At 72.4% G+C, this 12006-nt stretch carries 9 protein-coding genes; 6 read left to right on the top strand and 3 right to left on the bottom strand.

Going from position 1 to position 12006, the window contains the following annotated elements; all coding sequences use genetic code 11:
- The first annotated feature begins 162 nt into the window (after window positions 1-162).
- On the top strand, window positions 163-858 hold the full coding sequence (locus ABT070_RS01895; protein ID WP_351753247.1) for a hypothetical protein: 696 nt from the start codon (window positions 163-165) through the stop codon (window positions 856-858).
- A gap of 5 nt (window positions 859-863) precedes the next feature.
- Window positions 864-1802 (top strand): hypothetical protein, encoded by a 939-nt coding sequence (locus tag ABT070_RS46230; RefSeq protein ID WP_451099251.1) that lies wholly within the window; start codon window positions 864-866, stop codon window positions 1800-1802.
- Here the strand turns inward: ABT070_RS46230 and ABT070_RS01885 are convergent.
- Complete coding sequence (locus tag ABT070_RS01885; protein WP_351753244.1) at window positions 1791-2243, bottom strand: DnaJ family domain-containing protein; 453 nt, start codon at window positions 2241-2243, stop codon at window positions 1791-1793. The two genes, ABT070_RS46230 and ABT070_RS01885, sit on opposite strands and share 12 nt — an antisense overlap.
- Window positions 2244-2360: 117 nt before the next feature.
- On the opposite strand from ABT070_RS01885, the gene ABT070_RS01880 reads away from it, so the two are divergent.
- Window positions 2361-2753: a hypothetical protein gene (locus ABT070_RS01880; protein WP_351753242.1), complete on the top strand. Its 393-nt coding sequence runs from the start codon at window positions 2361-2363 to the stop codon at window positions 2751-2753.
- A gap of 34 nt (window positions 2754-2787) precedes the next feature.
- Here the strand turns inward: ABT070_RS01880 and ABT070_RS01875 are convergent, their stop codons facing one another.
- Complete coding sequence (locus tag ABT070_RS01875) at window positions 2788-3459, bottom strand: O-methyltransferase (RefSeq protein WP_351753239.1); 672 nt, start codon at window positions 3457-3459, stop codon at window positions 2788-2790.
- Window positions 3460-3548: 89 nt separating this feature from the next.
- On the bottom strand, window positions 3549-5225 hold the full coding sequence (locus ABT070_RS01870; RefSeq protein ID WP_351753237.1) for a DUF2330 domain-containing protein: 1677 nt from the start codon (window positions 5223-5225) through the stop codon (window positions 3549-3551).
- Between the two features lie 346 nt (window positions 5226-5571).
- On the opposite strand from ABT070_RS01870, the gene ABT070_RS01865 reads away from it, so the two are divergent.
- The 3 genes from ABT070_RS01865 (at window position 5572) to ABT070_RS01855 (ending at window position 11993) form a co-directional block, all read left to right on the top strand.
- Window positions 5572-7635, top strand: a complete 2064-nt coding sequence (locus ABT070_RS01865; protein ID WP_351753234.1) for a bifunctional glycosyltransferase 87/phosphatase PAP2 family protein — start codon at window positions 5572-5574, stop codon at window positions 7633-7635.
- Between the two features lie 65 nt (window positions 7636-7700).
- Window positions 7701-7895: a hypothetical protein gene (locus ABT070_RS01860; protein ID WP_351753232.1), complete on the top strand. Its 195-nt coding sequence runs from the start codon at window positions 7701-7703 to the stop codon at window positions 7893-7895.
- Between the two features lie 345 nt (window positions 7896-8240).
- Window positions 8241-11993 (top strand): laminin G domain-containing protein, encoded by a 3753-nt coding sequence (locus tag ABT070_RS01855; protein WP_351754397.1) that lies wholly within the window; start codon window positions 8241-8243, stop codon window positions 11991-11993.
- Window positions 11994-12006: the final 13 nt, after the last annotated feature.

Raw genomic sequence — 12006 nt, 5'->3', positions numbered from 1 at the left:
CGGAGGCGACCCGGCGGGTCGGCAACCGAATATGCGCCGACCGCGTCCCGGGAATTCCCCGGGCCGTTCGGGCGGGGCGGTCCGGAGGCCGTTTATGAGAGGCGGTCCGGGCAACCCGAGCTGTGAACCGGCCCGTGGGGCCGACACATCGGAAGGCAAGGCATGTCCACAGGAGTGATCATCGCTCTGATCGTGATCGTGGCGGCCATCGTCGCCGTCGCGGCCGTTCTGGCCGTGCGGGCCCGCGGCTCGCACGGCGGACACGGTCTGAAGCGTCGCTTCGGGCCCGAGTACGACCGTGCCGTGGCCCGGCACGACGGGGACGTCAAGGCCGCCGAGCGCGAGCTCGACGCCCTGGTGGAGCGGCACGGCGGGCTGCGCGAGCGCCCGCTGGAGCCCGCGGAGCGTGAGAGGTTCGAGGCTCGGTGGACGGCCGCGCAGGAGCGGTTCGTCGACTCGCCCCAGCAGGCGGTCACCGAGGCCGACCGGCTGCTCGCCGAAGTGGCCGGCGCCCGGGGCTTCCCGGACGGCGACCAGTACGAGGAGCAGCTCGCCGCACTCTCCGTCCACCACGCGCACCGTGTCCACGGCTACCGACGCGTCCACCGTGTCGCACGTGTACGCGCCAACGGCGTCGGCACGCACGACGCGAGCGCGACCGGCACGTCCGGCGCGCCCGGCACGGAGGACCTGCGGGCCGCCATGGTCGAGGCCCGCGACCTCTTCGAGGACCTGCTCGGCGATGCCTCCCACGACGCCGGCCGCCGTCGGACGCAGGAGCGCGTGAGCCAGGACGGCTCCGGCTCCGCCCGCCACCTGCCGCGGGGCTTCCACCGTCACCAGGCGAAGGAGAGCTGACCACCATGCCCGACCTGACACCGAACACGACACCGAACACGACGCGGGACACCGCGCGGGACACGGGTGCGAACCCGGACGCGATCCCGGGCGTGAAACCGGAGAACCGCCGACCGGCCGCCGACCGAACCCGAGCGGCGAAGTCCGACGACACCGCACGGGCCGACGACACCGCACGGGCCGACGACACGGCACGGGCCGCCGAGACCGCACGGGCCGCGGAAGCCGCACACACGGGCGAGGCCGCACGCACCGCCGAAGCCGTACGGCCCGGCGAGGCCGCACGCACCGGTGACACCGCGCGCACCGGTGACACCGCACGCACCGGGGAGGCCGCCCCGCAGGGTGCGACCGCTCTGCCGGGCGAGGCCGTCCTGCCGGGGGAGAGGGGACGGACGTCCGCGGAGCCGCGCGGTACGGCGGCCGTGGCCGAGCCGACGCCGCTCGGCTCCGACATCGGTCCGGGCGCGGCGGCACGCGGCCGGGCGGCCGGCGCCGGCCGGGACGCGGGCCCGCTCAGCACCTCCGGCGAAGGGGCGCCGCCCCGGCACCGGGACACGGGCGCGACGGACACCGCCACGGGCCGCGAACCGACGACCGCCGCCACCGAGCACGGCAGCCACGCCGGTCACGCCGCTCACGGCGAGTCGCTCCTGCCGGACGACGAGTGCGACCGGATCGCCTCCCGCATGCGGCACGCGGTCGTCGGGTTCGTCGACGGTCCGCGCGACGCCGTCGCGGAGGCCGACCAGGTGCTGGAGGACCTCGCCGCGCGCTTCACGGACGCCGTGGACCGGCGACGCCGTACCCTGCGCGGGTCGTGGCAGCCGGCGGAGGGGGGCAAGGACCGCTCCGCGCAGGCCGCGACGGCCACCGACACCGAACAGCTCCGGCTGGCCCTGCGGGACTACCGCGAGCTGACCGAGCGGCTGCTACACCTCTGAGCCCTCGGCTCCTTCGGCCCTCGCGGCCGACCCGCCTGCCGCCGCCCGGCGCTCCCGCCACTCCCGTACGACCGTTTCGACGTCGTACGGCTTCATGCCCAGCGGGGGGCCGGGCGGCGGCTTGAACATCATGTCGCGCAGTTTGACGTTGACGTCCGTGATGATCTTCCGGACGAGGCGTTCCGAAGGCGCCGCGTACGCCGCCGCGAGCGCGTCCTCCGCCTCCTTGCGCAGGGCGAGCGTCGGTGGCAGGACGGAAAGACCCTCGCGGGCCATCTTGCGCTTGATCCACCAGAGTTCGTCGTACGCGATGTCCGCACCCGTCGGCAACGGCTTTCCCGCGCCCGGAAGTTGGGCGAACTCGCCGCGCCGCTCCGCGTCACGGATCTGCTTGTCGACCCAGGACTCGAACGGGACACCCGGTGGCTTTCGCTCGGTCATGCGTCCATTCTGCCGGACGCGGTGGGGCCGGGCGATTTATCATGCGGCCGCTGTACAAGCACACTGAGGACCCAGGACGCCGACAGGCATGTCAAAGACATTTCAAGGGGAGCGCACGTGCTCGAACTCACCATGGCCACCGTCTCCGGGACGGAAGAGGGCGCCACGGCCGGCATGCTCATGGCCGACTCGCCCAGCGACCCGGGTGCCGTGCTCCGGGTGGGCCGGGACAAGACGGTGTGCCGCCTCGCGACCCCCGACGACTGGCTGTTCGTCTCCCGGGTGCACCTGGAGTTCCTGTGCGGCCCCGAGGGCACCTGGCAGGTCTCGTGGCTGCGCGGCTCGCAGGACGAGCCGTCCTCCGAGGTGCGGCTGGTGAGCGGCCAGTACGCGCAGCCGCTCGCCTACGGCGGCACCATGCCGCTGGCGCGCGGCGGCTCCGGCGAGATCATCGTCCTCGACCGCACCGGGCCGCGCAGCGTCAACGTGGGCTTCTATCACGAGGCGTGACAGCTTCCGGGGGAGCGGGGGGAGGGCCGGGCGGCTAGGCCAGCACGCGCGCCAGCGCGAAGCCGTCGTAGCCCTTCGCCCCCACCGTCTGGATGGCCGTGCCGCTCAGCCTCGGGTGCGAGCCGATCAGTTCGATCGCGGCGCGGGTGCCGACCACGTCCCCCGCGTCGCTGTCCGCTTCCACGACCCGGCCGCCCCGTACGACGTTGTCGACGACGATCAGACTGCCCACACTCGTGAGCTTCAGCGCCCACTCCAGGTAGTGCGCGTTGTTGACCTTGTCCGCGTCGATGAAGACGAGGTCGAACGGCGGCGGGTTCTCGTCGGCCAGCAGCGGCAGTGACTCCAGGGCCGGCCCGACCCGCACCTCGACCAGCTTGTCGAGGCCCGCGCGGGCGATGTTGCGGGTGGCGACCTCCGCGTGCCGGGGGTCGTACTCCAGCGAGATCAGCCGGCCGTCGGCCGGGAGCGCGCGGGCCAGCCAGATCGTGCTGTAGCCGCCGAGCGTGCCGATCTCCAGGACCGTCCGGGCCCCCTGGATCTCGGCGAGCAGCTGGAGCAGCTTGCCCTGGTTCGCCGTGACGTTGATGTGCGGCAGCTCGGCGGCCTCGCTGTCGCGCAACGCGGCCGTCGTCACCTCGTCGTCCGGGGCGAGATGGTCGGTGAAGTAGGCGTCGACGGCGTCCCAGGCCTGCGACTCGCTCATGCGCTCTGCCTCTCGTGTACCTGACATATCCGGCGGTATGTCTCGTCCCGAATGCTAAGTCGAGCCCCCCGGATCCCCGGCCGGGGGTTTCAGCCGTTCGGCGCAGGGGGCGCGGCGGGAGGCGCGAAGGACGCGGAAGGCGCGGTGCGGGGCGTGGGCGGCGCGGGTGAAGCGGGCGGAGCGGGGCGCGCGGAAGGCACGGGCGGCGTCCGGGGTGGCGCGGGCGGCTTGGGCGGCACGCGAGCAGGGGCGGGGGCAGGCGCGGGGACAGGCGCGGGAGGGGTGCGAGGAGAGGGAGGAGCAGGGGGAACGGGAGGAGCGGGGACGGGCGGCCGCGCGGGCCGAGGAGGAGTACGGGGGAGGGACGGCGGCCGCGGGGGCACGGGGGGCGCCGAGGACACACCGGCAGGCGCGGGCGACGCCGTGGGGCCGGCGACAGCCGCCCCCGCCCCCGGCACCGGCGCCGCCGCTGCCCCCGCCTCCGGCCCTGCCGCTCTCGCCGCCGCCGACCCCGCCGCTGGCGCCGGCAGCGTCCCCGGCCCCCGGAAGGCCGGGCCCGGCATCGCGGGCGCCGTTCCCGGCATCGCGGGCGTCGGCGCGGCCCAGGTTTCGGTGGTGGGCGTCGGGTGGAAGCCCGAGGCGTGTCGGGGGCGGGGGAGGGTCGCCCGGCGGGCCCGGCCCCAGCGGACGCCCAGCACGACCGCGACCGTGTTCAGGACGGCCAGTCCGCCGACGACCGTCAGCAGCCACACCGGGATCCCGGCCAGCGCGAGCAGCCGGTCCTCGTAGATCACCTGCCGGTACGCGGTGTCCGCCGCCGCCCGGCGCAGCTCGATGTCCCCGGAGATCTCCGAGGGCCGCGGGAACTCGTGGGCGACGGCCGTCAGGAACGGGGTGCCCGCCGCCAGCTCGGCCAGTGGCCCCGTCGCCCCGCCGAGCGGCCCGGCGAACGTCACCCGGGGCCGCTCACCGCCGATCGCCGAGGCCGGTTCCATGCGGTGGGCGGCGAGGACGTACAGGCCGAGCGACTGCGGGGTGGCAGCCAGCCGGGACAGCCGCATCGGGTAGACGAGGCTGTCGGCGGCGAAGCTGAGGTGCAGCGGCTCGAGCTCGCCGCGCAGCACGGTCCCGGTGCTCTCGGGGGCCAACCGGACCGCCACGTACTCCCAGCGCCGGTCGACGTACGGCTGGAGCGCGCTCTCCAGGGGACCCGGGAGGGTGAAGTCGTTGGCGCGCAGCCAGTCGTCGAGGTCGCCCGGATCGGTGGCGGTGAGCCGGGCCACGTCGAACGGGCCGAGCCGCTCGCGTCCGATCACGCCGACGCCGGGTCCCGCCCCGGGCGGCGGCGGGCCCCCGGTGTCGCCGCCGGTGGTCAGCGGCCAGTCGCCGTCCTGCGGCCAGAAGTGGTGGCGGGTGCGGTGCACGGGTGCCGTGGCCGCGGCCAGTTGGTCGAACAGCTCCGGGTCGCCGAGTCCGACCGTCGCCCGGTGTGGCACGGGCATGATCCAGGCGGCCCGGTCGGCGTCCCCGTCGACCGTCAGCCGCATCACGATCTGTTCCTGCGCGCCGTCCCAGCGCACGACGGAGACCTCCCGGCCGACCACGATCTGCCGCTGGTCCGCCGGGAGCAGCGCGCCGCAGCCGCAGGCGTAGGCCGGCGCGACGAGCGAACCGAGCTGGATCGCCAGCAGAGCGAGCAGCACGGCCACGACCCGCCCGCGTGACCGTCTGCGCCGCGCCTGCCGTCCCCGCAGGAAACCGACCATGCCTCGTATCCCCTCCAGCACTCTCCGTACCCGCCAGCGCGCATTGTGGTGGCAACGACGGTACGGCTGAAGCCCCTGTTCCGTTCGCGGCCTGATCCAAATCCCGCCCCCCGACCGGCCGCTGACCGTCCGGCATCCCGGCCCGTGTCCCGTCTCGCATCCCGGCCCGTGGAAACGGCGGGGCCCCGGGACCACTATCGTCTTCCGGACAAAAGGAGAGCGGACGTCAGGTGAAGCGGGGGTGGCCTGCGTCTCTGTCCGTGGGGCGGTTCGAGCCTCATAGGGTTCGGTAGGACACTTCGTGCACGGGACGCGTGGGACGAACGCGGCGGGAGGCCGACGAGGCGTGGCGAATGCGGAGCACAGCGGGCGGCCGACGGAGGCCTTCGGGTCCACGGCGGCCGACACGGCGAGGACGCGGCTGCGCGTGGCCCGCCTCGGTCTCTGGCTGGTGGCGGCGGTCCTCGCCGTGCGCCAGGTGGCCGTCGTCCTCGGCACCCCGCGCGGAGAACGGCTGACGGACCTGGAGACCTGGGTCGGACCGAACGGCGTACTGCACGTCAACGGTTCGCTCTACGACTCCACGCGCTTCACGGGAACCCCCTTCGGCGGGCTCGTCCTCAAACCCCTCACCCGGGCGGCCGAACAGGCCCTGGGCTGGGGCTGGACCTTCGGCACGCTGCTGCTGGTGGCCGCCCTCGGCCTGGTCGTGGCGCGTGCGCTGCCCCAGCCGGTCAGCAGACGGACGGCGCTGCTGGCCGCGCCCGTCGTGATCAGCCTGCTGATGCTGTCGCTGCCGGTGCGCAACACCCTCTGGCTCGGCCAGACCAGCATCATCCCGGTGCTGCTGGTCCTGCTCGGCTGCTTCGTCGTACGGGACTGGCGGGCGGCCGGTGTCCTGATCGGCCTGGCGGCGGCCCTCCAGCCCACCGTCCTGCTCTTCGCCGCGCTGCTGTGGTTCACCGGCCGCCGTCGCGCCGCGGCCGCCACCGGCGCCACGTTCGCCGCGGTCACCGCGCTCGCCTGGGCGGCGATGCCGCACGACTCGTACACCTACTGGGTGCACCACATGGCGGGCGTCGGACTCGGCGGCGAGGCCGACGCGCTCGCCAACCAGTCCCTGCACGGCGCCCTGCTCCGCCTCGGTCTCTCCGGCCCGCTGGAAATCGGCCTGTTCCTGTCGCTCGGCGCGGCCGTCGCCGCCCTGGGCGTCCGCCGGTCGGTCCGCTACGCCCGCGACGGTCAGCTGCTGCTGGCGGTCGCCGTCACGGGCTGCGCGGCGATCGTCGTCTCGCCCACGACCTGGCAGCACCAGCTGCTGTGGGTCCTGCCGGCCGTGGTGGGGCGGGTCGGCAAGCGCGCCTCCGACCGCTATGTGTGGCCGGTGGCGGTGATCCTGGTGATGACCCTCCCGGCGAAGATGATGCTGCCGAACATGGCGGTCCTGTACCCCCTGCGCGACAACGCGGTGCTGCTGGCGGCGGTCGCGGCGGCCACGGTCGTCCCGTTCCTGCCGCGCACGTCCCCGTACTACCGCACGCCCGTTCCGACGGAGTACGCGCGGCCGGTCCCCACGCGCTGGAAGCACGTACCGCTGCTCCCCTTCCTGAAGCGCGTCCTGACCCGCCCGAACCTCCTCCTCGAACTGCTGTTGATCCGCGTGACGTACGCGGCGTACCAGCAGGTCCGGCTGGGGGCGACCGGCGGCACGAACTCCGCCGGACGGGCCCGCGCGGAGGACCACGGCCGGCAGATCCTCGACATCGAGCGGTTCCTGCACATCGACATCGAGCACTGGGCCAACCACGCGGTGGTGAAGGTCGGTTGGCTGCGGGATTTCTTCGATTTCTATTACGAGTCCTTCCACTTCGTGGTCCCGCTGTCGGTCCTCGCCCTCCTGTACTGGCGCCGCCCGGTCGACTACCGCTGGGCCCGCTCCTCCCTGGGCTTCGCGACCCTGCTGGCCCTGGTCGGCTTCTGGCTCTACCCGCTGGCCCCGCCCCGCCTGATGCCGAACCTGGGCGTCATCGACACGGTCCACGGCGTCCAGGACTTCTCCAAGCCGGACTACGGGACGCTGACGGCGCTGACCAACCAGTACGCGGCGATGCCGTCCCTGCACTTCGGCTGGTCCCTGTGGTGCGGGCTGGTCATCGCGATCGTCGCCCCCAAGTGGTGGATGAAGGCGCTGGGCCTGCTGCATCCGTTCTTCACGGTGTCGGCGATCGTGGCGACCGGCAACCACTGGGTGCTGGACGCGGCCGGCGGTGCGCTCGTGGTGGGCGGCGGCTTCGGCCTGTCGTACCTGCTCATGGGCCCGCGGGCGCGGTTCGCCGCGGTGACGGCGGTGACGAGGGCCGCCGAGCCCGCGGTGCCCGAGGTGCCGGAGAGGAATCCGGCACCGAGGTGATCACTCGTTCCGGCCCGGGCTCGACCGGAGCAGTGGGACAATCAGCGGGTGGACACGGGGGCATCATGACGGATCGTGACTGGAACGACGACAGCGGTTACCGCGACGCGGTCCAGAAGGCCGAACGCGCGGAACGCGCCGGGTGGATGGCGATCGTCGGCACGACCGGCCTGATCGGCCTCGTGCTGATCGTCCTGGCCGTCGTCTGCGTGGTCGCGGTCATCGCGGGCCTCTATATGGTGATGGCCGTCAACGGCTAAAGGCTGTCGTTCTCTTTCCCCTTTCCTCTTTCCCTTTTCTTTCATCCTTCTTTCACCCTTCTTTCATTTCCTGCTCCGTGCGGACTTCTCTCCGTCGAGAGCGCAATTCCCACGAGGCAGTTGACCGGCTTTGGTGCGTCAAGTGGCCATTGCGTAAAGCGATAGTTCCTTGACGCTGGGTGAGAGAGAGGTTTGAATTCGCTTACTTTTTCGAGGTCTTCTGACTCTGGGGGGCGGAGTTCAGTGCTTTCGGCACGGGGTGGTTCAGGCGCGTTCGGACGTCGTAGACGCGGCAGAGGCGGGGGGACGGGAGCGACGACGGCCGCGTTGGCCGTGTTGCTGGGCATGCTGGTGCTGCCCGTGCAGCAGGCTTCCGCTGCTCCGGCGGAGGATTCCGCGCCCCTGACGGAGGGGCAGCAGGCGCTGGCGAAGGCCGAGGAGTCCGGCCGGCGGGTGGAGGTGCTGGGGGAGCGTACGGACCGGACCACGGTCTACGCCAACCCCGACGGGTTCACTTTCACGCTGGAGCAGTCGGTCGTTCCGGTGCGCGTGGCCAAGCCGGACGGCGGCTGGCAGGCGCCCGACGCGACTCTGGAGAAACGCTCTGATGGTTCGGTGGGGCCGAAGGCCGCCGCTGTGTCGATCGCGTTCTCCGCGGGGGGCGAAAAGGCGCCGCTGGCGCGGATCGAGAACCAGGGCAACTCACTGGAACTGGAGTGGCCGGGCAGTCTTCCGGCCCCGCGGCTGGACGGCCCGAGCGCCGTGTACGCGGATGTGCTGCCGGGCGTCGACCTTCAGGTGACGGCCACACCGGAGAGTTTCCAGCCGGTGTTCGTGGTGAAGACGGCCGAAGCGGCGGCGAACGAGGAGCTGAAGAAGCTCACCTTCGGGCTGAAGGCTCAGGGGCTGGACGTTCGCGAGGGTGCGGCGGGCAATCTCGTGGCCGTCGACGGCAGCGGACGCACGGTGTTCAAGGCCCCGCCGGCACGGATGTGGGACTCGGCCGGCGAGACTGCCGGGACGCCGGGGGCAGCCGAGACGCCGGAAACACCAGAGACGCCGGAGACGCCGGAGACGTCCAAGGCGGCCGTGACACCGGAGGCTTCAGAGACCGTCGCGGCCTCCGAGACCGTCGCGGCCTCAGAGACCGCCGGGGCCTCCGAGACCGCCGGGGCTCAGCCGCAGTCGGTGCGGGTGCAGGCGCTGGGTGAGGGGCCGGTGGAGCCCGCCGACCCCGCCGAGGTGGCGCCGTCCGGTTCGGGGCTGGAGCCCGGCCAGGGCGACAAGGTCGCCAGGATGGACGTGGCCGTCACCAAGGACTCCCTGTCGGTCGTGCCGGACCCGGCGATGCTCACGAAGACCGACGCCTCGGCGTTCCCGCTCTTCATCGACCCGACGGTGACCTGGGGCGAGTCGGAGCGGACCCTGCTGCGCAGTGACGGCTACGAGTCGTACGGCTGGGGCAACGGCGATGACGACCAGGGCAAGGGTGCCGGGAAGTGCGGTACCTGGAACGGCTATTACTGCGGCCCGGGCTATGTGCAGAAGCTGTACTTCGAGTTCTCACCGGCGAGCCTGAAGGGCAAGAAGGTCCTGGACGCGACGTTCCGGGTGACCGAGCCCTGGGCGTTCCAGTGCGATCCGCGCTGGGTGGACCTCGTCCGTACGAACAACATCTCGTCCGCGACCACGTGGTCCTCGCGGCCCGCGGAGCTGGACCTGATGGTGGACCGGAACGTCTCGGCCGGGCGTGGCTCGTTGTGCGACCCGGACTCTCCGGACGCGCCGATCGAGTTCAACGACAACGCGGAGGAGACGAACGAGAACCTCACCTCGACGATGGCGAACTTCGCGGCGGGCAAGTTCTCCCGGCTGACGCTGGAGATCAAGGCGCACGACGAGTCCGACCCGTCGGCCTGGAAGCGGTTCAAGAACGACGCCGTGCTCGCCGTGAACTTCGTCGGCCTGCCCGACAAGCCGAGCGCCGTCGGCCTCGTCACCGGCTCCGGCACGGTCTGCGAGACCGCCGAGAGCGACCCGGCTGTCGTCTCCGACCCCACCCCGGCGCTGGCCGCGACCGCGCAGACCAAGGCCGGTGGCGAGAAGGACGCCCAGCTGCGGATCGCCTACGACCTCGACAGCAAGAGCGGCAGCACCTGGGTGGACACCACGCCGGGCAACGGCGACGCACGTCCGTCGACCGGCTACGTCGGCGACAACACCAAGGTGACGCTGACCTGGTCCACCCTCACGGACGGCACGCTCTACCGGTACCGGGCCTGGGTGCGGTCGTACTACAACGGCGGTGCCAGCAATCTGCCCGGCCCGTCGAACGCCACCACCACCGGCTGGTGCTACTTCAAGGTGGACTCCAGCGCGCCCAAGGCGCCCGGCATCACCGTCGGCAGCCCCTACACGGCGTGCACGGCCAACGACTGCACCGCTCACGGCGGGCCCGCGGTGAAGGGCACGTTCAAGTTCGCGCCCGCCACCGGCGACACCAACGTCGCCTACCAGTACAAGCTCTCCTCGACGGCCGCGTGGTCGCCGGACCAGAAGGGAGCTTCGGTGTCGGTCGGCATCACGCCCTCGAAGGCCGGCACGTACCGCCTGTACGTGCGGGCCAAGGACACCATCGGCCGCTACGGTGCGCAGTCCGTCGTCGACTTCGTGGTCGCCGACGGTGAGAAGCCGGTCGGCCAGTGGCAGTTCGCCGAGGCCGACGGAGCGGCGGTGGACTCCGCGACCTGGGACGGCGCGGACAACGCGACCCTCAGCGCCGGTGCGCTCCGCGACGACCGCGGCCGTCGCGGACTGATCACGCGTGACGCCTCCGGCGTGCCGCTGGCGACGCCGGTGACGGACAAGGGGCTGGCCCTCGACGGCAGCACCGGCTATGCGGCCACGGCCGGCACGGTGCTGGACACGGCGGGGTCGTACACGGTCGCCGCCTGGGTACGGGTCGACCCGGCCTCCACGAAGACCGTCACGGTCCTCAGCCAGTCCACGGCGACGACGAGCCCGTTCACCGCGAAGTACAGCCCGTTCATCATCTCGTACGGCGGCCGGTGGAGCATGCGCGTGCTGGGCACGGACGGCGCCTTCCACGAGGCGGCGGCGCCGAACACGTCGCCCAAGGGAGTGTGGACGTATGTGGCCGGTGTCCATGACGCCGTCGCCAAGAAGGTCCACCTCTATGTGAACGGCAAGCTGCAGGCCTCGGTCGACGCGGGCCCCGCCTGGCACGCGGACGGCGCCTTCCAGATCGGCCGCCTGCTGTACGCGGACAACTACGTGGACCACTTCAAGGGCAGCATCGACGAGCCCACGGCCTGGCAGCGGGCCCTGTCCGCCGAGGAGATCGAGGACGACGCGCGGACGCTGACGTCGCAGGGGTACGCCGGGGTGGAGCTGGTCGCCGACTGGTCGGCCGACCGGGGCGTCGACACCACGGTCGCCGACACCACGTCGGGCTACGGCCGGTCGCTGACCCTCGGCGGCGGGGCCTCGCTGAACGGTGAGTCGATCGTCCTGGACGGGGTGGACGACGCGGCCACCACGGCCGGTCCGGTGGTGGACGACACGGGGTCGTTCACGGTCACGACGCTGGCGTCCCTGGACGCCACCGCGCTGGTCGGCAAGAGCGTCGGCTACACCGGCCAGGTGGTGGGACAGCGGACGGCCGACGGGTCCGCCTGGGGCTTCTGGTACGAGCTGACGGACAAGCAGACCGTGCTGGACGAGGAGACGCTGGAGGAGAAGACCGTTCCGGTGGGCTTCTGGCGCTTCGGCCGGCTCGACGCCAACGGCACGTTCAGCGCGGTGGCGTCCGACGAGGCCGCCATGGTGGACGGCACGGTCAGGATGACCGGCGTCTTCAACGCCCAGGACGGCACGATCGGCCTCTACCTGGGAGCCGTCCAGAACGGCGACGACGAGGCGTTCACGGCCAAGATCGGCTCGGGCGACTTCGCGGTCGGCAAGGACTTCGCCGGCAACGCATGGGGGCACTACCTGCCCGGCCGTGTCGCGGACGTTCGGCTGTGGGCGGGCGCGATGGCCGGATCCGAGCAGATCGAGGAGACCGTAGGCGACTGACGAGGAGGGGCAG

This window comes from Streptomyces sp. NPDC002884 (assembly GCF_040295245.1).
In the GTDB taxonomy this organism is placed as follows: domain Bacteria; phylum Actinomycetota; class Actinomycetes; order Streptomycetales; family Streptomycetaceae; genus Streptomyces.
Note: the sequence above shows the minus strand (reverse complement) of the source record. Positions and strands in the feature narration are given on the sequence as shown.